At 60.2% G+C, this 22,383-nt stretch carries 19 protein-coding genes; 6 read left to right on the top strand and 13 right to left on the bottom strand.

All coding sequences use genetic code 11. From position 1 onward, the window contains the following. The first annotated feature begins 3 nt into the window (after window positions 1–3). Window positions 4–1,215, top strand: a complete 1,212-nt coding sequence (serA, locus tag ACTHV6_RS04465) for a phosphoglycerate dehydrogenase (RefSeq protein ID WP_441386073.1) — start codon at window positions 4–6, stop codon at window positions 1,213–1,215. 52 nt (window positions 1,216–1,267) lie between these two features. Then, window positions 1,268–3,283 (top strand): AMP-binding protein, encoded by a 2,016-nt coding sequence (locus tag ACTHV6_RS04460; RefSeq protein WP_441386072.1) that lies wholly within the window; start codon window positions 1,268–1,270, stop codon window positions 3,281–3,283. Here the strand turns inward: ACTHV6_RS04460 and nrdR are convergent. Together nrdR and ACTHV6_RS04450 are read right to left on the bottom strand one after the other, a co-directional pair. Further along, window positions 3,280–3,765 carry a transcriptional regulator NrdR gene (gene nrdR / locus ACTHV6_RS04455; protein WP_441386071.1) on the bottom strand — a complete coding sequence of 162 codons (486 nt, stop codon included), beginning with the start codon at window positions 3,763–3,765 and terminating at the stop codon, window positions 3,280–3,282. The genes ACTHV6_RS04460 and nrdR overlap by 4 nt on opposite strands. Before the next feature lie 69 nt (window positions 3,766–3,834). Next, window positions 3,835–4,272: a hypothetical protein gene (locus tag ACTHV6_RS04450; protein WP_441386070.1), complete on the bottom strand. Its 438-nt coding sequence runs from the start codon at window positions 4,270–4,272 to the stop codon at window positions 3,835–3,837. Window positions 4,273–4,463: 191 nt separating this feature from the next. On the opposite strand from ACTHV6_RS04450, the gene lexA reads away from it, so the two are divergent. After that, window positions 4,464–5,177, top strand: a complete 714-nt coding sequence (lexA, locus tag ACTHV6_RS04445) for a transcriptional repressor LexA (RefSeq protein WP_441386069.1) — start codon at window positions 4,464–4,466, stop codon at window positions 5,175–5,177. Between the two features lie 84 nt (window positions 5,178–5,261). Here lexA and ACTHV6_RS04440 read toward each other — a convergent pair whose 3' ends face one another. The 3 genes from ACTHV6_RS04440 to hflX all read right to left on the bottom strand — a co-directional run bounded on the left by ACTHV6_RS04440 (window position 5,262) and on the right by hflX (window position 9,823). Next, window positions 5,262–6,272, bottom strand: coding sequence for an L-lactate dehydrogenase (locus tag ACTHV6_RS04440; RefSeq protein WP_441386068.1), 1,011 nt, complete (start codon window positions 6,270–6,272; stop codon window positions 5,262–5,264). Between the two features lie 105 nt (window positions 6,273–6,377). Then, window positions 6,378–8,306, bottom strand: a complete 1,929-nt coding sequence (locus tag ACTHV6_RS04435; RefSeq protein WP_441386067.1) for an ATP-dependent DNA helicase — start codon at window positions 8,304–8,306, stop codon at window positions 6,378–6,380. After that, the gene (hflX, locus tag ACTHV6_RS04430; protein ID WP_441386066.1) at window positions 8,303–9,823 is read right to left on the bottom strand and encodes a GTPase HflX; all 1,521 of its coding nucleotides are present in this window, start codon (window positions 9,821–9,823) and stop codon (window positions 8,303–8,305) included. The genes ACTHV6_RS04435 and hflX overlap by 4 nt, the downstream gene beginning before the upstream one ends. 121 nt (window positions 9,824–9,944) lie before the next feature. Here hflX and ACTHV6_RS04425 point away from each other — a divergent pair, with 121 nt between their 5' ends. Then, window positions 9,945–10,562: a class I SAM-dependent methyltransferase gene (locus ACTHV6_RS04425; protein ID WP_441386065.1), complete on the top strand. Its 618-nt coding sequence runs from the start codon at window positions 9,945–9,947 to the stop codon at window positions 10,560–10,562. Between the two features lie 4 nt (window positions 10,563–10,566). Here ACTHV6_RS04425 and dapF read toward each other — a convergent pair whose 3' ends face one another. Genes dapF through recA form a run of 5 tightly spaced genes read right to left on the bottom strand, consistent with a single transcriptional unit; the run spans window position 10,567 to window position 15,553 of the window. After that, window positions 10,567–11,412 (bottom strand): diaminopimelate epimerase, encoded by an 846-nt coding sequence (gene dapF / locus ACTHV6_RS04420; RefSeq protein WP_441386064.1) that lies wholly within the window; start codon window positions 11,410–11,412, stop codon window positions 10,567–10,569. A gap of 23 nt (window positions 11,413–11,435) precedes the next feature. After that, window positions 11,436–12,353 (bottom strand): tRNA (adenosine(37)-N6)-dimethylallyltransferase MiaA, encoded by a 918-nt coding sequence (gene miaA / locus ACTHV6_RS04415; RefSeq protein ID WP_441386063.1) that lies wholly within the window; start codon window positions 12,351–12,353, stop codon window positions 11,436–11,438. A 9-nt stretch (window positions 12,354–12,362) separates the two neighbouring features. Next, window positions 12,363–13,895, bottom strand: a complete 1,533-nt coding sequence (gene miaB / locus ACTHV6_RS04410) for a tRNA (N6-isopentenyl adenosine(37)-C2)-methylthiotransferase MiaB (protein ID WP_441386062.1) — start codon at window positions 13,893–13,895, stop codon at window positions 12,363–12,365. 33 nt (window positions 13,896–13,928) lie between these two features. Beyond that, the gene (locus tag ACTHV6_RS04405) at window positions 13,929–14,462 is read right to left on the bottom strand and encodes a regulatory protein RecX (RefSeq protein WP_441386061.1); all 534 of its coding nucleotides are present in this window, start codon (window positions 14,460–14,462) and stop codon (window positions 13,929–13,931) included. Beyond that, window positions 14,462–15,553, bottom strand: a complete 1,092-nt coding sequence (gene recA / locus ACTHV6_RS04400) for a recombinase RecA (protein ID WP_441386060.1) — start codon at window positions 15,551–15,553, stop codon at window positions 14,462–14,464. The genes ACTHV6_RS04405 and recA overlap by 1 nt, the downstream gene beginning before the upstream one ends. Window positions 15,554–15,842: 289 nt before the next feature. On the opposite strand from recA, the gene ACTHV6_RS04395 reads away from it, so the two are divergent. Together ACTHV6_RS04395 and ACTHV6_RS04390 are read left to right on the top strand one after the other, a co-directional pair. Next, a complete protein-coding gene (locus ACTHV6_RS04395) occupies window positions 15,843–16,193 on the top strand; it encodes a hypothetical protein (protein WP_441386059.1) in 351 nt (116 codons plus the stop codon). Between the two features lie 53 nt (window positions 16,194–16,246). Continuing rightward, window positions 16,247–16,930 (top strand): lytic transglycosylase domain-containing protein, encoded by a 684-nt coding sequence (locus tag ACTHV6_RS04390; RefSeq protein ID WP_441386058.1) that lies wholly within the window; start codon window positions 16,247–16,249, stop codon window positions 16,928–16,930. Between the two features lie 3 nt (window positions 16,931–16,933). Here the strand turns inward: ACTHV6_RS04390 and betT are convergent, their stop codons facing one another. The 3 genes from betT to ACTHV6_RS04375 are packed head-to-tail and all read right to left on the bottom strand — an operon-like array spanning window position 16,934 to window position 22,285. After that, window positions 16,934–19,021 carry a choline BCCT transporter BetT gene (gene betT / locus ACTHV6_RS04385; RefSeq protein ID WP_441386057.1) on the bottom strand — a complete coding sequence of 696 codons (2,088 nt, stop codon included), beginning with the start codon at window positions 19,019–19,021 and terminating at the stop codon, window positions 16,934–16,936. Between the two features lie 52 nt (window positions 19,022–19,073). Further along, window positions 19,074–20,780 (bottom strand): choline dehydrogenase, encoded by a 1,707-nt coding sequence (betA, locus tag ACTHV6_RS04380; protein WP_441386056.1) that lies wholly within the window; start codon window positions 20,778–20,780, stop codon window positions 19,074–19,076. After that, the gene (locus ACTHV6_RS04375; protein ID WP_441386055.1) at window positions 20,777–22,285 is read right to left on the bottom strand and encodes an aldehyde dehydrogenase family protein; all 1,509 of its coding nucleotides are present in this window, start codon (window positions 22,283–22,285) and stop codon (window positions 20,777–20,779) included. The genes betA and ACTHV6_RS04375 overlap by 4 nt, the downstream gene beginning before the upstream one ends. Between the last annotated feature and the right edge of the window lie 98 nt (window positions 22,286–22,383).

Below are 22,383 nucleotides of genomic sequence, written 5' to 3'. Positions count from 1 at the left end.
TCCGTGGCACGCATACTTCTGTTGGAAAACCCTCACGCCTCGGCCGATGATCTGTTTGCTCGGGCGGATCATGAGATCGTCCGAATCAACCACGCCCTCCAAGGCCAAGAACTCATCGATGCGCTTCAGGGCGTCCAGATGCTTGGGCTGCGATCCAAAACTGCCGTGACGCGCGAGGTCATCGAGGCATGTCCCGATCTCGTTGCGATCGGCGCCTACTGCATCGGGACCAACCAGATCGATCTAGAGGCGGCGAATGATCACGGTATTGCCGTGTTCAACGCGCCGTATGCCAATACTCGTTCCGTTGTGGAGCTCGCGATCTGTGAGGCGATTGCCCTTACACGTCACCTGCCGGAGAAGAACGCCAGCCTCCACGACAACGTGTGGGAGAAATCGGCCGCTGGCGCGCACGAGGTGCGGGGAAAGACTCTCGGAATTGTGGGCTACGGTTCCATCGGCTCCCAGCTTTCCGTGCTGGCCGAAGCCATGGGCATGCGGGTGCTGTTCTATGACATCGCTGAACGCCTTGCCATTGGCAACGCCCGCAGGCTGCGTAGCTTGGATGAGCTGCTAGCCAGCTCTGACATCGTGTCCCTCCACGTGGATGGCCGGCCGGCCAATCGCAATTTCTTTGGGCGCGACCAGATGGACAAGATGAAGCCCGGAGCAATCCTCATCAACCTGTCCCGCGGATCAATCGTCGATATCAACGCCCTCTCCGATAAGCTCGCCGACGGTTCAATTTCCGGCGCAGGCATTGACGTGTACCCAGAGGAACCCGATGCCAACGGCGATCCCTTCGATTCGCCCCTCATCAGTTTCCCCAACGTGTTTTTGACGCCTCACATCGGGGGCTCAACCGTGGAGGCTCAGGAATCGATCGGCTATTTCGTCACGGGCAAGCTCATGGACTACTGGCGCAAGGGCGCCACCGAACTTTCGGTGAACCTGCCCCACATCGCCTCTAGCCCCTCACTGGACTCGCTGTACCGCATCTCGTGGATCCACCACAATACGCCGGGCGCTCTGGCTCAGGTCAACCAAGTGTTTGCCAACGCCGGAGCCAACATCAACCGGCAGATCCTCGCCACGGAAGGCGACATTGGTTACATGGTGACCGATCTTTCCGGGGATTTGCCCCCCAATACCGTGGAGCAGCTTGCCGAATCGGAACAAAACATCCGCCTTCGTGTCCTCAAGCGGGAATACTGATTCGCTTTCGCGATTAGAATGGCTGGAGTTCCAATCGGCTATGTAGGAAGCGATGATGACCCAGAGCGAATCGACCAGACCCCACTACGCCCCGGGTGTTCCGGCCGAGATACCAGCAGTCACGCAAACGATCGATCACTACCTCTTCGATGCGGCCAATCAATTCCCCGAACGCATCGCCGTTGATTTCCTCGGGCGGACGTTCACCTACCGCGAGCTCCGCCACGCCGTGCGAAAGGCACAGGCAGCGCTCTATCGCACTGGTGTGCGCCACGGGGATGTTGTTGGCCTCATCATGCCGAACTGTCCGCAGCATGTTGTGGCGTTCTACGCCGTGCTTTCCTTGGGTGCAACGGTGGCCGAACACAATCCGCTCGCTCCCACCGGCGAACTCCACGAGCAGCTGGAGCGCCACGGGGCCACCGTGGTGATCGCGTGGGAGCAGACGCTCGAACGCTTGACGGAGGATGGCGATTTCCGCGGCAGGACCTACCTCTCCGTGGATATGTCTTCCGCTCTGCCGTGGACGTCCCGCATGCTCCTCAAGCTTCCAGTGAAGGCTGCGAAGGAGCAAAAGGCCCGGCTGCGCGGAAAAGTGCCCAGCGGGATTCTGTCTTTTGATCGCATCATGGAAAAGACTCCCCTGCTTCCACGAGAAACTCAGATTGAGGCGCCCTCGCTGGATGAGGTTGCCGTACTGATCCACACGGGCGGCACCACCGGGATACCGAAGGCCGTACAGCTTACCCACCACAACATTGCCGCGAACGTGTCCCAGACAACCCTGTGGGTCAACGGCATCCAGCCAGGCCAGGAAACCTTCGCCGGAGTGCTTCCCTTCTTCCACGCCTTCGGGCTCCAAACCATCCTTGGCATTGGTGTGGCGCAGGCCGCCACACTGGTCATTCTGCCGAACTTCGATGTGCCCGCCTTCTTGGCAGCTCAGAAGCGCCGCCCCATCACTCTGTTCCCCGGCGTAGCGCCCATGTATGCACGCGTCCTTCAAGCCGCACAATCGGAGGCATCCGCAGATCTCACCTCCATCCGATGGAGCTTCTCCGGAGCGATGGCCCTTTCCCCTGAACTTGCTGCCCAGTGGGAGGAAGCCTCCGGTGGCCTCATCATCGAGGGCTACGGCATGTCAGAAGCCAGCCCAATCATCGCAGGCTCCCCCGTGTCATCCGAGCGGCGTCCCTCAACACTGGGCGTTCCCTTCCCGTCAACAGAAGTTCGTATCGCCGATCCGGAGGATCTGTCCCGCGACGCCGATGATGTAGGGGAAATCTTGGTGCGTGGCCCGCAGGTTTTCCACGGCTATCTGGGCGAGCCGGACGAATCGGCCGCCGCGTTCTATGACGGCTGGTTGCGCACTGGCGATCTGGGCCGGTGGGAGGATGGGTTCATCGTCATGGCAGATCGCGCCAAGGAAATGATCATCCAAGGTGGCTTCAACGTGTATCCCACACAGGTCGAAGATGTTCTGCGCGCTATGCCCGGCATTCGCGATGTCGCAGTGATCGGAATGCCAGATGACAATCGCGGCGAATCCGTTGTGGCGGCCCTCGTTCTTGAACCCGACACCACGGTAGATCTGGATATGGTGCGCAGGTGGGCCTATGACAAGCTCTCCCACTATGCGATTCCTCGATCCATCGCCGTGGTGGAGGATCTCCCGCGCTCCCAACTGGGCAAGGTGATGCGCCGCTCGATCAAAGAACAGCTTGACGATTTCGAGCTGAGCGCCGGCCAGTGGCGCGCCAAGGCCTCGGAGGCAACCGGCGCGGCCAGTGCAGCTATGGAGAACCTGACGGCAGTCCTGTCTGAGCAGTACAACGCCACCAGAGAGCAGCTTCAGGAATGGCTGGGCTCGCTTGGAGAATCCATCGAAGGACTTCAAGAAAAGTATATGGACAGCGATAACGGCGATAAGGGCCGCGAGGATCTTTCTGATCAGCTACACCGCCAAGGAATCTCCAAGGAAGCCTTCTCGGCTTGGCTCAGTAAGTGGGGCAAGCAGCAGAACGATGGCGGCGCCGGCGATACGCCTGATCAATCCCCACAGAGCTAGCTGCCACTGCCCGCTGGACCGTCAGATGCCTTGTCTGCTTGATGGTTGCGCAGATCGGCGATGGCCTGTTCAAAATCATTGAGAGTTTGGAAGCTCGAGTACACGGAGGCAAAGCGCAGGTAGGCGATATCGTCCAGTTCGCGCAGCGGTTCCAGAATCGCTAGGCCGATCTCATGGGCGTCGATCTGTGAGCTTCCGGAGGCGCGCACCTTTTCCTCAACCTGCTGAGCCAGAAGCGCTAGATCGTCTTCTCCGACTGGACGGCCCTGACATGCCTTTCCAACTCCAGAGATAATCTTCTCGCGTGAAAACGGCTCAGAGGAGCCCGAGCGCTTCAGTACGATCAGGCTTGCTGTTTCCATCGTGGAGAAACGCCGCTTACAGTTCGGACACTCGCGCCTACGCCTAATCGCTTGACCGTCATCAGTTGTACGTGAATCGATGACGCGCGAATCGGGATGCCGGCAAAACGGACAATGCATGCGCAAATTCTAGCAACTACAACGCGCTCCTACGTCATAGGAGAACAAGACACCGCGTGCAACCGATTCCTACCCCAAAGGGTTGGCACTGCCGATTATCTCAGGGAGCGATGCGTGAACCTGCGCGGACGCGACGGCGCCCACCTCAGGGCTTGAGACGATCGCCAACACGATCCCGAGTACCAGCAGGGCGAGAGCAATGACTGCCACCGCCGCCACGTTGAACGCGATATCGAACCCGGTTCGCTGAACTGAAGCCGTCCGATGGGCTGCCATGGGCCTAGCCGAATCTGGGTGAACTGAAACTGTCCGCGGAGCGATGGGCTTCCTGCGCTCCCCCATACGGACCAGACGGAGTGTGCCAGCCTCGCTGTGGCTGCCATCGATCATGGGTTCTGCAGAACGATCGATTGTGGCGCGCTGGCGACCAGCTTCCGGTACAACGCGCAGTGTTCTGCGCGGGGCAGCAACCGGCGAATCTGCGGCAACAAGCGGTTGAACACTCATAATTACTCCTTCGAACTAAGGTTCGTCGAACATCTGTTTGTAGCCTACAGGGTTGGCGCGACCTTGTCTAGAAGGTTTGTTCGACACGCGGTAGAACAAGTGTTTGGCCGGCGCCTGCCTAGCAGGTATCCTGTAAATGAAGTCAAACAGAGGGCTCCCACACCTTTTGGATCCAGAAAGGACCCACACCCATGGCTGAGGAAAAACTCACCAAACGCCAGGCTGCCGTCCTAGCGTGCATTCGTGACCACACGCTGCGGAATCACTACGCGCCCACCATTCGGGAGATTGGGCAAGAAGTTGGCCTGTCCTCGACATCCTCGGTCAAGTATCAGTTGGATATCCTCGCGGATAAGGGCTTTTTGCAGCGTGATACGCGCCGCCCCCGGACCATGGAACTCACTGACGAAGGCTTGGCCTACGGCACGCAGGAGCAGGCACCTACCGTCCAGTTGCGTCCGCGGCGCGCTGCGCCACGCACCGAATCATCGCCAACCTTTGAATCCGGCGATGATTCGTTTTCCGTTTCCTCGCCCACTAACGTGCCGGTTGTTGGGCGCATCGCCGCCGGCCAACCCATCTTGGCTGAACAGCACGTGGAGGACGTTTTCCCTCTGCCTCGACAACTGACGGGAAATGGTGAGCTCTTCGCCCTGAAGGTGAGTGGCGATTCGATGATTGACGCTGCCATTTGCGATGGTGATTGGGTGATTGTCCGGCGCCAGCCAACAGCAGAAAATGGGGAGATCGTTGCGGCCATGCTGGAAGGTGAGGCAACCGTCAAAGTCCTCCAGCGCTCCAACAAGCACGTGACTCTGTTGCCGAGGAACGCTGCATTCTCCCCAATCCCGGCAGATGACGCCGATATTTTAGGGCGGGTAGTGACGGTTCTTCGCTCGCTGTAGTGACGGGGTGAGTACTGGAACCAGTAAAGGCGGGAACAGCCATTGAGCTGCTCCCGCCTTTGACGTTATGCCTCTTGCTTGACTTTAGACCCCAAACTTCGCCGCGACCTGACGGATGGAATCGGCAGAGGCGCGAAGGCCCCTGTACTCATCAGGCGTGACAACGGGAACTAAGCGCCGGCCAACACCTGCGCGTCCAACGATGGTGGGGACGGACATGCAGACGTCCGAGATTCCCATCCAATCATCCAGCAGGGTGGATACCGGAAGGATTCGCCGCTCGTCGCGAAGAATAGTTCCAGCAATCTGCGCAACGGATAGACCGATCGCGTAGTTTGTGGCGCCCTTGCCTTCAATAATCGAGTAGGCGGAGTTGACCACCTCGTGGTGGATCGATTCGCGCAGTCCCTCGTCCAAGCGCTCTCCATCAACCGTTTCGCCCCACTGAAGAAGTGGAACGGCACCGATGGTGGCCGAGGACCACAGGGGAATTTCCGAATCGCCGTGTTCACCGGCAATGTACGCGTGGACAGTCTGGGCGGATACGCCGCAGTGCTGAGCGATGAGGTAGCGCAGCCGCGATGAATCCAGCACGGTGCCCGAACCGAAGAACTGATTGGGGCTCATTCCAGAAATCTTGAGCCCCGCGTACGTGACAACATCGACTGGATTAGCCACCATAAGGAACACGGCGTTCGGTGCCTGCTCCACCGCCTTAGGGATCACATCCTTCATGATGTTGATCGTGGCCCCGGCGAGGTCCAGCCGTGATTGTCCGGGCTTCTGCTTGGCTCCGGCGGTGATCACCACAACGTCTGCGTCCTTAATGACCGCCATGTCAGAGGACCCTTCAACCGTTGCCACCGGGGCAAACTGGGATCCCTGAGCGATGTCCAAAGCTTCAGCCTTGACCTTCGTTTCGGCAATGTCATACAGAGCGTATTCGCGTGCAACTCCCTTGATCATGGAAGCGTATACGCATGCGGAGCCCACGGCTCCGGCTCCGATGACGGCGAGTTTTGAGCCTTTATCTGGTGCTGTAGCGGCGGGCGGTTGGGGATCAACAACTGATTGGACTTCAGGTGTGCTTGTCACAGCAACTCCTCACACATTAGGGGCAGCAGTTCTGCCACGACCCCTAGTTTACGGACTTGTTGAGTAACTCGCCGCCCTAAAACGAAAACTCACATCTACCAACACTCAACGCAGCCGGGCAAGCACTTCTCGCACCACCGTGGCGTCCGTTGTGCGCCACATGGGCGGAAGCGAGGAGAGGAGGAATCCGGCATATCGGGCAGTACGCAGCCGAGGATCCAAGATCGCCACAACCCCCTTATCGTCTGTGCGCCGCACGAGCCTTCCCGCACCCTGCGCCAGCAGAAGCGCCGCGTGAGCAGCAGCCACCTGCATGAAGCCGTTACCCCCGCTCGCGCTGACAGCCTGAGTGCGAGCCTGCGAGAGAGGCTCGTCCGGCCGTGGGAAGGGAATACGGTCAATGATGACCAGCCGGCACGTCCGCCCCGGAACGTCCACGCCCTGCCACAGGGACAGCGTCCCAAAGAGGGACACCTCATCGTTCTCGCTGAACTCCCGCACGAGGGTGGGCAGCTGGTCCTCTCCCTGAACGAGCACAGGAGTTTGTCCATGTTCGCGCACGTATTCAGCAGCTCGTTCGGCCCCGCGGCGCGAGGTGAACAGGCACAGCGCTCCGCCGCCGCTTGCCTCAATCAATTCGGTGATCTCGCGCAGTTGCTCTTCCCCGTAGCCATCGCGTCCCGGTGTGGGCAGGTGCTCGGCTACATACAAGATTCCCTGCTTCGTGTAGTCGAACGGTGAGCCCACATCCACCCCATCCCACGGGCCCTGACTCGGGTAGGTGAAACCTACCTCGGTGGCCACATGTTGGAAGGAACCACCGAGCTCCAGTGTGGCGGAGGTCAGCACCGCTGGCTTGGCTTCGAACAGGTGGTCCGCGAGCGAGGTGGAAACATCCAGCGGCGCCACGTGCAGGGAGGGACGGTCATCCATATCCCGTTGGACCCACGTGACGAGTTTCCCGCTTGAGCGTTCATCGGAGAGCAGCCGCTCCACCACATCCGCCAGCCCCTGAACCCGCCCGCGCGCCACGCTCTTGGCCGCAGCATCAGATTCATCCTTGCCCGGGAGGTCGGCCACATCGGAGTTTGCCTGCTGGAGTTCCCCGAGCAGCGTGAGGAGTGCATCGGCTAAGGCGTTCGGCATTGTGGTGACTCTGCCGTCACTCATGCCGTCCAGAGCATCACCCACCGCTTGGCCTGCCGCTTCCAGATCGGTGGCCAATATCTTCTCCCGGCGCAGCAGGCGCGCAAGCCCCGCCACCTCGGGTGCCGATATGGAGGACGTGAGCTGGCTGGTGACACGGTCAACAAGATCGTGCGCCTCGTCAACAACATAGGCACCCGCTTCCGGCAGCACCGGCGTTCCCGCGCTTTGGATGCCGAGCATCGAGTGATTGGTGATCACCACATCGGCATCTTCGGCAACCCCACGCGCAAGCAGGGGAAAGCACGAATCGCGCAGTGGGCACTTGTTGCCGATGCATTCGGGTTTGCTGAGGGAAACCTGCCGCCACGCCCGATCGCTCACCCCGGGGACAAGATCGTCGCGGTCACCCGTATCGGTGGACATCGCCCATTCGCGCAGCCGCGTGACCTCTTCACCAGTTGCCGTTGCCCCGTATTCGCCCACCGCCCGCGATATGAGCGCGTCTTCTTCCGGATAACCTCCCGTTGCCTTACGCAGGCAGACGTAGTTGTTCCACCCCTTGAGCAAGGCCACCTTGGGCGTTTTACCCGTGGTGGCAGTCACCGCTTTGGCTACTCGCGGCGAATCCTGAAGGAGGATTTGGCGCTGAAGCGCGAGCGTAGCCGTGGAGATAATGACGGGATGGTCCGAGGTCACGGCCCAGTACATCGCAGGCGCGAGGTAGCCGATCGATTTACCAGTACCGGTTCCGGCCTGCACGAGCAGGTGACCATCACTTTCCAACGCTTCGGTCACTCGCTCGGCCATTGTGGCCTGGCCTTCACGGCGCGAGCCACCCAGACCCTCCACAACGGCGTCGAGGATCTGCCCAACCTTCTTCGTCACTGCTCCTCTGCCTCACTGAGAGGTTCCGGCGATGGTGCAGAGGCGGCGGATTCGTCCAGAGCAGCGGCGAGTTCCTGAGAGACTAGAGCGTGCACCCACGTACCCGATTCGCGATACTGAACGGGCTCGATCAACTGGCCCGAGTCATGAATCCGCGAGAGAAGCGATCCATCTGCATAGGGAACAACGGTGCTGATTTCGATCGTGGGGCGCGGCAGGGCCTCGTCAATGACGTCCGTGAGTTCATCAAGACCCTCGCCGGTCAGGCACGAAACCGCCACGCTTCCGGGGTACCGCGAGCGCAGCGCCGCGATATCCACCGGATCGGCCAGATCCGCCTTGGACAACACGATGATCTCCCGAGCCTTCTGAGCACCGGGGACGTCACGAAGAACCTCGTGAACGGCGCTCACCTGTCCCACTGGATCATGGTGGGAGGCATCCACCACATGCAGGAGAACATCGGCCTCCCCCGCCTCCTCTAACGTGGAGCGGAAGGCCTCAACCAATTGAGTGGGAAGTTGACGGACGAACCCCACCGTATCCGACATCGTATATTCGCGCCCGTCGCGCGTTTCCGCACGCCGGACCGTGGGGTCCAGAGTTGCGAAGAGAGCGTTTTCCACCAGAACGCCCGCCCCGGTCAGTTTGTTCAATAGAGAAGATTTCCCCGCGTTCGTATAGCCGACGACGGCGACAGAGGGCACGCGGTTCCCCCTTCGCTCAGATCGTTGCTGCTCGCGCGCCGGACTCATCTTGGAGATGTCGCGGCGAAGCTTAGCCATCCGTGTACGAATACGGCGCCTATCAAGTTCGATCTGGGTTTCGCCAGGGCCTCGCGAGCCGATTCCGGCGCCCCCGGCAACCCGGCCACCGGCCTGGCGAGACATCGAATCGCCCCAGCCGCGCAGCCGGGGAAGTAGGTATTCGAGCTGGGCCAGCTCCACCTGTGCCTTTCCTTCGCGCGACTTTGCGTGCCGAGCAAAGATGTCCAGAATGAGCGCCGTGCGGTCGATGACTTTCACATCCACCACGTCCTCCAGCGCGCGCCGCTGGGATGGTGCAAGCTCTGAATCAACAATCACCGTATCGGCGGATAGCGATGCCACCATCTCGGCCAGCTCGTGCGCCTTCCCCTTGCCCAGATACGTGCTGGGGTCAGGTGTATCGCGGCGCTGAATGATGCCATCAAGTACAACGGATCCTGCGGTTTCGGCCAGTGCGGCAAGCTCGCGTAGGGAATCCTCGGCCGCCTCTTCGGTGCCGCCGTTCCACAGGCCAACGAGTACCACGCGTTCCAAGCGCACTTGGCGGTACTCAATATCAACGCCCTCTTCGCGTTCAATGCCAGCATCGAGACTCTCTACCCGGCGAAGCGCAGTGCGTTCATCGCGTTCCAAGCCGTCTCCGGCCCAGTCGCCAAGGTAGGCGGGATCTGCCTGCAGGGCGGTGCCACGCCCGGACCGAATGTCATCGACGTCTCCGTGCACTGACGGCTCGTTATGTGATTGGCTCATAAGCTCCTTGCCCCATGGTTTGCACCCCCATTTTTGCACGCTTTGGCCCCGCCGTGGGCACACGGGGCTGAGATTCCGCTCCCAGCCGTACCCACCCACGATCTCGCGGTATCCTTACACGGTGACCAACGAGCACTATTTTTCCGAATCCCCCTCCGCCCCCGGCGCCGATATCGAACGCACCGTCCACTTGCGCGGGCGTGAATACTCGGTCCTCACCCACAGCGGCGTTTTCGCCCACGACAAGGTTGATAAAGGCACCGCTGTGCTGCTGGACAAGGTTCCCGAACCCGTACTCTCCGCCGGACAGCTGGCCGTGGATATCGGATGCGGATGGGGGCCGATCACTCTCGCTCTAGCACGCGAGGCCGGAGCGGGCGAGGTATGGGGCGTAGACGTGAACGAACGCGCCCGCGACCTGACCCGAAAGAATCTCGAACGTTCCTCCCTCACCGGGACGGTTCTCTCCCCCGCCGAGGCAGAAAACGCGCTGGATGGGCGGGGCATCTCCCTTATCTGGTCCAACCCGCCCGTGCGCATCGGCAAGGAAGCTCTTCACGAATTGCTCACCACATGGCTGGACAGGCTGGCCCCGGAAGGGATCGCCTACCTCGTGGTGCAAAAGAACCTCGGGGCAGATTCCCTCCAGCGCTGGCTCCAAGGCCAAGGATACGGCTGCAACAAAATCGCCTCGGCCAAGGGATACAGGATCCTCGCCGCCACGCGGGTGGCCCAGTAGGTTTCTAGCGCAGGGCTATTTCTGCAACGAGCTGTGCAGGCCCGGTCAGGTGCGCGTGGCCAGCTTCGATCCGCACCGAAAGATCCCCTCCGGGAGAATGAATCGGGACGGTGCCCTCGGTGGTGCCGGCGGCAAGGAGCAGAGCAACAGCCACGGCGCAGGTTCCGGTGCCACAGGCGAGTGTTTCCCCCACGCCCCGTTCCAGAACGCGCATCTGGGCGCGATCAGGCTGGCGTACCACCAGTTCGAGGTTTGTTCCCTCACGAGGCACCGGGTCATAGCCGGGCTGGCGGTCAAGCTGGGCGGCATCAAGCTCAGCCATACTGTCCAGAATCACGACGGTGTGCGGATTGGGCATCGTGACGCTCAGCGCGGGGCGCGGGCCCAGGCCCGGGACCGTGACGCGGGTGTCCGCCCCGCCTGCCCCGAAGGGAAGCCCGTACTCCCCCATGTCCACCGTGTAGATTGATTCCGACTCCCGAGTGACCGTCTTGTCCCCGCCCCGTGTGGCCACCGTCAGGTGCTCACCGAGGCCCAGCGAAGCGAGGCCGTGGGTGGCAAGATAGTGGGCAAACACGCGCACTCCGTTACCACACATCTCGGCAATCGAGCCGTCCGCGTTTCTGTAGTCCATGAACCACTCGGGGGCATCGCCGCGAGCCTCCATGGCCCCGCTAGCTGCGCTCCTGACCACGCGGATCAGCCCATCCGCCCCAATGCCGGTGTGGCGGTTGCACAGCGCGGCAACGTCCGCCGCGCTGATTTCCAAGGCCCCCTCTGGATCGGGCACCATGATGAAATCGTTGCCCGCCCCGTGGCCCTTGGTCAAAGTTGTGTTCGCCGGTATCACAGGCGCCACTCTACAACAGGTCGCTAGCTCCGTACCGACCGGACGATCTGGGCAGCTGCGGCGTTGATGTCACCACCGGATAGATCCAGCCATGTCAGCCGGGGGTCTGCACGGAACCACGTCCCCTGCTTCTTGGCCAGCCGTCGCGTGGCGAATGAAATCGAATCGGCCGCTTCGTCCTCACTCATCCGTCCATCGATCACAGCGATGGCTTCCGCGTAACCCGTGGCGCGTGAGGCGGTGGGAGCTTCGCGTAGGCCCCGACCGAGTAGTGTGCGGGTCTCTTCAATCAAACCCTGTTCGAACATCCCCGCCGTACGTGCCGTGATCGATTCTTCGAGCAGTGGCATCTCGCGCGTAACGGCGAAGGTGGCCAACCCCTCGTAGTGGCTGGTGTGCCGCGGGAACTTGGGAGTAAAGGGTTCGCCGGTCAGGCGGATCACCTCCAGCGCGCGGATGATACGGCGCTGATTACGAGGATCTATGGTGCGGCGGGACTGAGGATCCCTCTCCTCCAATTCGGCGAGTAGCTGATCAAAGCCACCTGCTGCCGCTTCTTCTTCCAGCTGCGCCCGAATCGCGGCATCGTGCCCGGGAAACTCGAGCTCATCCAGCAGGGCGGAGACGTACAGGCCGGACCCACCCACGATCATCGGAATCTTGCCGCCGCTCTGGATTGACTCAAGATCTTGGCGGGCATCGCGCTGGTAGGCAGCCACACTCGCTTCAGCGGAAAGGTCCAAAACATCCAGCTGGTGGTGCCTGATGCCGTGGCGCTCTGTGGCGGTGATCTTCGCCGTCCCGATGTCCATGCCACGGTAGCGCTGCATGGCATCGGCTGAGATGATTTCAACAGCATCGGGGCCACCGAGGGCCTCGGCTACCTCGATAGACAGGGCCGTCTTTCCGCTCGCCGTGGGCCCAACGATCGTGATGATCACGGGGTTGCCTTAAACTCCAACACGAAGCTTCGGCATACCGATGGACACGGGTACCTTGCCTTCGGCCTCCGCCTGAAGTTCGGCGGCCCTGCGCTCGCGCGCCGCCCACGCATCGCCGGCCCGGGTACGGCGGATCTCAAACGGGCCACCGTCAAGCGCTGAATCGGCAACCAAATGATGGGGAGCGCCGTGTGTGACCACCGCCCGCACCATATCGCCGGGGCGTGGCCGTTCGGATTCGCTCAGCCCCTCGGGCAGGGCAACGTGAACCAGCCGGTTGTCAGCCCCTCGCCCCGAGACGCGGTGGGTTTGGGCATCCTTGCGGCCCTCGCCGGAAGAAACAAGCACCTCGACCTCGCGGCCTACGCGCGCCACGTTCTCTTCCTCCGCAATACGCTTCTGTAAGGCGAGCAGGCGGTTGTAGCGTTCCTTGACCACATCGGCTGGCACCTGCTCGTCCATGTCCGCCGCGGGGGTGCCGGGGCGGGGCGAGTAGATGAAGGTAAAGGCGTCGGAAAAGCGGGACTTCTCCACCACATCCAAGGTTGCCTGAAAATCCTCTTCGGTTTCCCCGGGGAAGCCAACGATGATATCCGTGGTGATAGCCGCGTCGGGGATAAGTTCACGCACCCGATCGATGATCCCCAAGAACTTCTTCGAACGATATGAGCGCCGCATCGCGCGCAGGATTCGATCCGAACCCGATTGCATCGGCATATGCAAAGACGGCATAACGTTCGGTGTTTCCGCCATCGCCTCGATGACGTCGTCTGTGAACGCGGCGGGGTGAGGGGAGGTAAAGCGCACCCTCTCGAGCCCGTCAATCTGACCGCATGCACGCAGCAGCTTGCTGAAAGCTTGCCGATCGCCAAAACCCACGCCGTAGGAGTTGACGTTTTGGCCCAGCAGGGTCACTTCGATGGCGCCCTGCGCAACCAGCGCCTCGACCTCACTCAGGACATCGCCCGGGCGGCGGTCGCGTTCCTTGCCCCTCAGGTGAGGAACGATGCAGAACGTGCACGTGTTATTGCATCCCACGGAAATGGACACCCAGCCGGCGTATGCAGACTCGCGTTTGGTGGGCAGAGTTGAGGGAAATACCTTGAGCGATTCCTCAATCTCCACGGCCGCCTCATGATTGTGGCGGGCGCGCTCCAGCAGAGCAGGCAGAACGTCCAGATTGTGTGTGCCCAACACGGCATCTACCCACGGCGCCCGATCCACGATGCCCTCGCGCATCTGTTGAGCCAAGCACCCTCCCACGGCAATTTGCATGCCGGGACGCTCGCGCTTAACCGATGCGAGTTGGCCGAGGTTGCCGAACAGGCGGTTAGAAGCGTTTTCACGGACCGAGCAGGTGTTGAGGATCACAACATCCGCACCTTGATCGCCCGCCTCGGTCGCTCGGGCGGCCTTGTGCGGCACCTGTGCAACCGGGACGTAGCCGGCCTCCTGCATAAGGCCGGCAAGGCGCTCGGAATCGTGGACGTTCATTTGGCATCCGAGCGTGCGGATGGCATACGTGCGTGGTAGTTCAGACATCGCGTTCTAGTCTAATCCAGCAGCACCCAGCAATTACCCCCAGTTTTCCTGATCCTGCTCACTATCCAGCCGCTCCCGGGCTGTTCGCAACGCCGAACTGCACATACCTGAGCTAAATCCGCGGCGTGCCAGCATTGCGTACGTCCTCTGGTAGAGCGTCTCTGGCTTCCCGCCGGCGATGCGCAGCTTTTTTGAGGCCAAATCAACAGCCGCTTCAAACTCAGCATCCGAATCAATTTGTTCAGCTGCCTGTTCGATGATGCTCCGCTCAACACCCTTTTGCTCAAGTTCGGCTGCGATGGCGCGCCGGGATGCACCCTTCTCCGCGAACCGGGTGCGTGTCAACACTTCCGCGAAGTGCCGATCATCGATTAGCCCCAGTTCCTCGTAGCGCGCCAGCACTTCCTCACCCACGTCCGCCGGAATCTCTTTGCGCGCCAGCGTTCGTTCCAGCTGGACACGCGAACGATCCATCATCGCCAGCTGGCGCGTGACAATGTCACGGGCCAGCTGGGACTGCTCCTCACGGCTAAGCTCCTGGACGTCAGGCTTTCGCCTGCGGGGCATTAGAAATCAACATCCTCACTGGCGGCGGAATCCCCTACCGATTCAGCATTCGGATCTTGCCGGATACCCATCTGCACCAAGATCTTCTCTTCGATCTCATCTGCCATCTCCGGGTTGTCCTTCAGGAACTGGCGGACCTTTTCCTTACCTTGGCCAAGCTGATCGCCTTCGTAGGTGTACCACGCACCAGACTTACGAATGAGGCCAAGCTCCACGCCCATGTCAATGATCCCGCCCTCACGGGAGATCCCCTGCCCATACATCATGTCAAATTCAGCCTGCTTGAAAGGCGGGGCCATCTTGTTCTTGACGATCTTGACGCGCGTGCGGTTGCCCACGGGTTCGTTGCCCTCTTTGAGGGTTTCGATGCGGCGGACGTCAAGGCGAATTGAGGCGTAGAACTTCAGCGCCTTACCACCCGTTGTGGTTTCGGGGCTTCCGAAGAATACACCGATCTTTTCACGCAGCTGATTGATGAAGATCGCCGTGGTTCCCGATGCCGAAAGGGCGCCCGTGATCTTACGCAGTGCCTGGCTCATCAAGCGTGCCTGAAGCCCCACATGTGAGTCACCCATTTCGCCTTCGATTTCCGCCTTCGGGACAAGCGCAGCCACGGAATCAACCACGATAACGTCAAGTGCGCCGGAGCGAATGAGCATATCGGCAATCTCGAGTGCCTGTTCGCCAGTATCTGGCTGGGAAACAATGAGTGAATCCGTATCCACGCCCAACTTGCGTGCATACTCAGGATCTAGCGCGTGTTCGGCATCAATGAAGCCCGCGATCCCGCCGTTCTTCTGCGCGTTGGCAACACAGTGAAGCGCGACTGTTGTCTTACCGGACGATTCGGGCCCGTAGACCTCAACAACGCGCCCGCGTGGCAACCCACCAATTCCCAGTGCAACATCCAGAGCCACAGATCCCGTGGGAATGACTTCTACGCGAGTGACGGGCTTATCACCCAAGCGCATCACTGAGCCCTTACCGAACTGGCGATCAATCTGAGATAGCGCCGTATCGAGTGCCCTCTCGCGATTATCTGACGTAGCCTGCGAAACCTTTTCGGATTTTGTGGCGTTCCTACTTGCCATATCGTTCATCCTTCATCTTGTTGCCACATGTGCGGCAGATTGACAGAACAGGTCTTTGACATGGCCGCCCTCTCCGAGCGACACTCGAGATCCTATGCCCGACCTCCGACATATTGTGTGGCGGCTCTTCTCCCTGTGGATGAGCGCCCACCACATCGATCTGTGGAACAGCGTACGCCCGAACGGACGTTCGAAGAAAGTTTGAGCTGGGCGTGTCCCCATCTGAGGTGGAGGACACGCCCGCTGCCGGTAAACTGTGGAAGCGACGGACTATCTCTAGGAGGCCATCATGTCCACATCCGAAGATCTACCGACAGGCGAGAGTCCGGCACCTGCGGATTCGCAGGAGGCCCTCGAGGCTCTCGACACGGTGCGTGAGCACCAGAAGCTGGACATTGCGTGTGGGATCGTCATCGGGTTGACGTTCGCTCCGCTCATCATCCTGTGGATCCTAGGTGCGGCGCACTCCGCTCAGCAGGTGCTCCTAGGAATTGGCGGCGTGGAGCTGGCGATATACCTCCCGCTCGTTGCTTTCTACCTTGATGGAACGTGGCAAACGTGGAAGAAGGCGTTGGCGGTTATCGGTGCTCTCATCTTCCTGTTCGTCGCCATCCAATCGTTCCTCGGCAACTGGCAGTGAGAGGCCAAGCACCCACCGCAGTCTCACGGCGAGGAGCGATCACTCCCTTCAGAATGCTGGCCTTAGCCTCAGCAATCCTGTTAGCGGGATGCGTTCCCACAAATTCAACCGGAAGCCCGCGCGAACTCACTCGTCCGGCCGCACCCAGCCAAGAGATACCCGACCCCCAAAACCCAGCATGGGTGGAGCAAACGGCCGAACGTACGGGGATTCCAGAGCGCGCCCTCGAAGCCTATTCAAGCGCTTCGATCCAGCTGGCTGAGTTGATGCCGGAGTGTGGTATTGGCTGGAACACTCTGGCGGGAATCGGCGCTACCGAGTCTCGCCACGGAGGCTACGGAGGCGCAACAATCGGGCCAGATGGCACCGTTTCCCCAGCTATTGTGGGAGTTCCGCTGGACGGCGGTGAAGGCGTCGCGGCTATTCCCGATACGGACGGTGGCGCATTCGATGGAGATACCGAATGGGATCGGGCAGTTGGCCCCATGCAATTTATACCCGAGACGTGGTCCTTTTACGGACGCGACGGAAACGGGGATGGACAGGCCGATCCGCATCAGTTCGACGATGCTGCCCTGAGCGCTGGAGTACTCCTGTGTGAACGGGGCGGCGATCTCACCACCGATGATGGGTGGAACACCGCAGTGCTTGCCTACAATCAGTCCCTCAGCTACGCCAACACCGTCGCTGACCGCGCAGAAAGCTACGCCGCCAGCACCAGCACCGCCACCGAATAGCCTCTAGTTGTCTCCAGCCGCCTTGCCCTGCCTGCGCAGAACCTCCAGATGCCGCTCGTATTGATCCAGCACATCGTCAACTATTTGGGCGTAGGTGTAGCCCATAATGTCGTAGCCGCGGCCGGACGCCCCAAGATAAACCTCTAGCCGGACATACTCTTCGTGTCCGCTCACGGCGCGCCCGCCGCCAAAGGTGGGCATAGGAGCCCTACGGCGCCACACTTGATAGCGGAAGGGTTGATCGCCATCGTCTTGTGCGATCAACTCAATGTAGTCTTCACCCGCTTCGCCCTCTTCGTCCGTGAGACTGACAACAGCCGTGTCAACGCCCTTCTTGGACATCTCGTCAGCAACCTCGTGCAACGTGGGCAGAAGGGTCTCCTGCTCATACCTGTTTGCTGCGGCAACATCGGGGAAGGAGAGGGCGCGCGAGAGCCGTCGCTTCCATTGGACTGAGGAGGTGCGAGCATCCACGCGCTCGGCGCGCCCTGACAGAGCAAGCGCCATCGTCTCGTTTTCCACCTCAGTCTGGTAGGACTCAACTCGCAGCGCTCGATACAACCCGATCATCACCAGAATCATGGCAAACGCGAAGGGCAGCCCCATAATGACGGTGGCACTTTGTAATGCACCGATGCCGCCAACCAGAAGCATGGCGATGGTTAACAGCCCCGTGGTGGCTGCCCAGAAGATGCGCAGCGCGGGCCGCCCGTCATGCTGAGGCGTGGGAAGCTTGGATGTCAGATTTGCCATGACCAGCGCTGCCGAATCTGCGGAAGTAACGTAGAACAGTAGCGCCGTCACAATGGCGAGGCCCGCAACAAACGTGAAGGCAGGGTACTCCTGCAACAGCCGGAAGAACCCCCCTTCTGGGTCCAGCACGGTATTCTCACCGAATTCGCGGTTTCCTCCACGGATGAGATCAAGCGCAGCGTTTCCGTAGATCGAGATCCACATGAGGATGTACACCAGCGGGATGATGAGCGTGCCGCCAACGAACTGCCGGATTGTGCGCCCACGGGACATGCGCGCAAGGAATAGTCCAACGAAGGACGCCCACGCGATCCACCATGCCCAGAAGAACAAGGTCCAGTCACTCATCCAGGTCCCTGTGTCCTCAAACGCGAACGTTTGGAGCATCATGTCGGGGAACAGCCGGACAAAGTCCCCAAGGTTCAGCACAAGGCCTTCAAGCAGGTACTGGGTTTTCCCAGTGATCAGGATCCACAGAGCCAACACGACGGCTAAGAGCACGTTGAGTTCTGATAGGCGCCGAATCCCCTTGGCCACGCCGGATACTGCGGAGAGAGTTGCCGTTGCCACGCCCAGAACCACAATGACGATCTGCACGCCGATGCTGCGCGGCACATCGAACAGCACGTTGAGCCCCACGTTAATGAGAACCACACCGATTCCCAGCGATGTTGCCACACCGAACACGGTGCCTAGCACGGCGGCCAGATCCACCGAGTCCCCCAAGCGCCCCTCCGTCTTCTTCCCGAAGATGGGACGCAGTGCCGATCGAACGGCCAGCGGGAGGTTCATGCGATAGGCGAAGTACGCCAGCGCCATTCCCATGAGCGCGTACATGCCCCATCCGGACACTCCGTAATGGAACAGCGTCCACACGGTTGCCTCACGGGCGGCGTCCACCGTTTCGGCTTCGCCGCTGGGCGGGTGCAGGTATTGCGTCACCGGCTCGGCCACCGCGAAGAACATGAGATCTGTGCCGATTCCCGCAGCAAACAGCATGGATGCCCACGTGAAGCCACCGAATTGAGGTTCGGAGTGCGAAGGCCCCAGCTTCACATCTCCGAACCGTGACAGCGCCAGATAAATGACGAATATCAGCACGATGAGCGCCAAGAGGATGTAGAACCAGCCGAATGCATCGGAGATCCATCCCACGACGGTATTCAGAACGTTTTCCGCGTTGCGTGGAGCGAGAATGCCCCACAACGCGATGGCCAGAATACCGATGGCGGCGCCTATGAACACCGTCCAGTTAACCGGCGCCGGCATCTCCTTCATGGGACGTGAGGATTCGCTATCCTCGGGTACTTTCGATGCCTCGGTGGTCTTTTCGCTCATACTTTGGTTATTCCTCGGTAGGGGCATGGTGGTGCCTCGATAGGCCTATATCTCAGTGATGGACTGTGCCCGGGGTAGTTTCGTTGTTACGCGGATCGCCTTCTGGCCATAGCGGCATGCCGGTCCCGTGCTTGTAGAACGGGACATTGATGGGATCCAGAGGAGTGTTCCCCGCAATGAGGTCCGCAGCCTTTTCGGCCAGCATCATCACCGGTGCGTAGATGTTCCCGTTCGTCACGTAGGGCATAGAAGAAGCGTCTACTGCACGTAGGCCTTCCACCCCGTATACCTTCATTGAATTGGGGTCGACGACGGCGTCCTCGCCCACTCCCATCTTGGCAGTACACGATGGGTGGAGGGCTGTCTCAGCATCTCTGGACACCCAATCGAGGATCTCCTCTTCGCTCTCCACCTGAGGCCCGGGAGAAATCTCTCCTGCATCGAAGGCGGAGAAGGCAGGCTGGGAGAGGATCTCGCGAGCCTTGCGAACGATCTCCACCCATTCGCGGCGATCGTTCTCAGTGGAGAGATAGTTGAAGCGCAACTCTGGGTGCTCAGTCGGATCCGTTGACTTGATCTTGAGGGATCCACGCACGTCCGAGTACATCGGACCGATATGGACTTGATATCCATGCTCAACAACCGGACGCTTGCCGTCATACCGAATGGCAATGGGAAGGAAGTGGAACATGAGGTTCGGGTAATCCACCTGTTCGTTACTGCGAATGAACCCGCCTGCTTCGAAATGGTTGGAGGCTCCAACCCCACTGCGAAGGAAGAGCCACTCGGCGCCGATGCGTGGGTAGTTATAGAGCTTGTACCACGATCCGATCGAAACGGGCTGCTTGGATTCGTGCTGGAGGTACACCTCAAGGTGATCCTGCATATTCTCGCCAACGCCGGGCAGATCAGAAATCGTCTGGATTCCAAGTGGAGACAGGTCCGCGGGGTTGCCAATTCCGGTGAGCTGCAGCAGCTGAGGCGTGTTGAAGGCACCTCCGGCCAGAATGACTTCGCCAGCACTCACCGATTTCTTCTGGTGACCGCCACGAACATAGTCCACACCCACCACGCGGTTTCCCGCGGTGCGTAGCTTCGTCACCATGCTCAGCGTATGGACGGTGAGGTTTTTCCGGCCCTGAGCGGGGTGGAGGTAGGCGCGTGAGGCGCTCCAGCGGCGTGAATTGGCCACGTTGCGGTCAAAGGGGCCAAACCCCTCTTGCCGGTATCCGTTCACATCGTCCGTGGGAGGATATCCCGCCTGCTGTGTGGCTTCGAGGAAGGCACCGAACAGGGGATTCTCGGCCGGTCCGCGCTCAAGGATCAGTGGGCCGGAGCCACCGCGCCACGCATCGGCACCTGCACGGGTGGTTTCCATCCGCTTGAAGTAGGGCAGGCAGTGGGCGTAATCCCAGTTCTCCATTCCCGGATCGGCGCCCCACCGCTCGTAATCCATGGGGTTGCCGCGCTGGAAGATCATGCCGTTGATGCTGGAGGAACCGCCAAGTACCTTGCCCCGAGCATGGGAAACACGGCGTCCGTTCATGTAAGGCTCTGGTTCGGATTCATACTGCCAGTCAATGGGGCTCCCCATGGGAAATGACAGTGCGGCAGGCATGTGAATAAACGGATTGAACCGGAAGTCATCCATACCAGCTTCCAGAACGAGCACCGAGGTATGAGGATCGGTACTGAGCCGGTTGGCTAGCACGGATCCAGCGGAGCCGCCTCCAACGATCACGTAATCATAGTTCTTCATAGTTGTCCTCCTTCGTTTTCTGCACCGAACCAGTGAGTAGGTGCAGGGCGTGTATTCCTCCAAATATGTTTCGTTTCGCGGTATTCATCGAGTCCCTGTTGGCCCAACTCGCGGCCAACTCCGCTCTGCTTGAACCCGCCCCATTCGGCACCTGGAACGTACGGGCCAAAATCATTAATCCAAATGGTTCCGTGGCGTAGCCGCGCGGCTACGCGTTCGCCGCGTCCACCATCTTGGCTCCACACGGCGCCCGCCAAGCCGTAGACCGTGTCATTGGCTATACGCAGGGCTTCCGATTCGGCCTCATCGCGGGTGTGCCCGGAAAAGGTCTCCACCGTGATGACGGGGCCGAAGGATTCATCCTGAACGCATGACATCTCAGTGCTGCATCCATCGAGAATCGTTGGGAGGTAGTAGTATCCGTTGGCGTATTTTTCACCCTCGGGGCGTCGCCCGCCCACCAGAAGCTTGGCGCCCTCGGCGATACCAGCATCAACATATTTTTCCACCTTGTCGCGGTGGGCAGCACTGATGAGCGGACCGGTTTCGGCGTTCTCATCGAACGGGCCACCGATCTTGATGGCCTCGGTTCGCTTGACCAGTTCGGCAACGAACTCATCATGAATCGATTCTTCAATGATGAGGCGGGTACCTGCAGAGCACACTTCACCAGACGTGTAGAACACGGCGTTCATCGCGCCGTCCACAGCAGCTTCGAAATCTGCATCCGCAAAAACTACGTTGGGGTTCTTACCTCCCAATTCGAGTGCTACCTTCTTGACGGTCGGGGCTGCCGATGCCGCAATACTGCGGCCGGTCACCAACCCGCCAGTGAAGGACACCAGATCTACCTCCGGGCTTTCCGTCAGCGGTGGGCCAACACGGCCACCCGCGCCCAGAATCAGGTTGCCCACCCCTGCAGGCAAACCGAGTTCCTCAAGTGTTGCCAGCAGCCAAATGGCGGTGGAAGGCGTCAGTTCGCTCGGCTTGAGAACAAATGAATTGCCCGCGGCAAGGGCGGGCGCCACTTTCCACGAGGTTTGCAGGAGCGGATAATTCCATGGCGTGATGAGGCTACACACGCCTATCGGCTCGTATACCACTTTGCTCACCACGTCGGGCATGCCGGTATCCACGATTCGTCCGGCGTCAGCAGCGGCCAACGTGGAGTAGTAGCGGAACACGGCGGTCACATCATCTACGTCTATTCTGGTCTCAGCGATTATTCGCCCAGTGTCCAGGGCTTCCAGCCTCGCAACAGTTTCTTTTTCTTGTTGAAGGCGGTCTGCCACCTGCGAGAGCAACATGGCCCTGTCTGTTGCAGGGGTGAGCGCCCACAATCCCGTATCGAATGCCCGCCGTGCTGCACGGACCGCTGCGGTTGCATCATCCGGCGTAGCTTCTGAAACTTCGGCTACTAAAGCACCATCTGCTGGGCAGTTAATGCGGCGGTGATTGCCGTCGCTGGCTTCCTTCCACTCCCCATCAATAAACAGTTCATGCACGGAGATTCTCCTTCGTAGTTGACTCTCTGGTGTTCCTGTCCGCTTTTGAGTCAAACAGGGATAACGAGTCCCGGTCAAATGCAAGTCGGCGAAAAATC

Source organism: Ancrocorticia sp. (assembly GCF_052089425.1).
Taxonomy (GTDB): domain Bacteria; phylum Actinomycetota; class Actinomycetes; order Actinomycetales; family Actinomycetaceae; genus Ancrocorticia.
Note: the sequence above shows the minus strand (reverse complement) of the source record. Positions and strands in the feature narration are given on the sequence as shown.

Bases quoted from the DNA above. Each gene is read 5' to 3' on its own strand.
- ACTHV6_RS04460 (WP_441386072.1), top strand. From the start codon at position 1,268: ATGATGACCCAGAGCGAATCGACCAGACCCCACTACGCCCCGGGTGTT.
- nrdR (WP_441386071.1), bottom strand. From the start codon at position 3,765: ATGCATTGTCCGTTTTGCCGGCATCCCGATTCGCGCGTCATCGATTCA.
- ACTHV6_RS04450 (WP_441386070.1), bottom strand. From the start codon at position 4,272: ATGAGTGTTCAACCGCTTGTTGCCGCAGATTCGCCGGTTGCTGCCCCG.
- lexA (WP_441386069.1), top strand. From the start codon at position 4,464: ATGGCTGAGGAAAAACTCACCAAACGCCAGGCTGCCGTCCTAGCGTGC.
- hflX (WP_441386066.1), bottom strand. From the start codon at position 9,823: ATGAGCCAATCACATAACGAGCCGTCAGTGCACGGAGACGTCGATGAC.
- miaB (WP_441386062.1), bottom strand. From the start codon at position 13,895: ATGTCTGAACTACCACGCACGTATGCCATCCGCACGCTCGGATGCCAA.
- ACTHV6_RS04405 (WP_441386061.1), bottom strand. From the start codon at position 14,462: ATGCCCCGCAGGCGAAAGCCTGACGTCCAGGAGCTTAGCCGTGAGGAG.
- recA (WP_441386060.1), bottom strand. From the start codon at position 15,553: ATGGCAAGTAGGAACGCCACAAAATCCGAAAAGGTTTCGCAGGCTACG.
- ACTHV6_RS04395 (WP_441386059.1), top strand. From the start codon at position 15,843: ATGTCCACATCCGAAGATCTACCGACAGGCGAGAGTCCGGCACCTGCG.
- ACTHV6_RS04390 (WP_441386058.1), top strand. From the start codon at position 16,247: ATGCTGGCCTTAGCCTCAGCAATCCTGTTAGCGGGATGCGTTCCCACA.
- betT (WP_441386057.1), bottom strand. From the start codon at position 19,021: ATGAGCGAAAAGACCACCGAGGCATCGAAAGTACCCGAGGATAGCGAA.
- betA (WP_441386056.1), bottom strand. From the start codon at position 20,780: ATGAAGAACTATGATTACGTGATCGTTGGAGGCGGCTCCGCTGGATCC.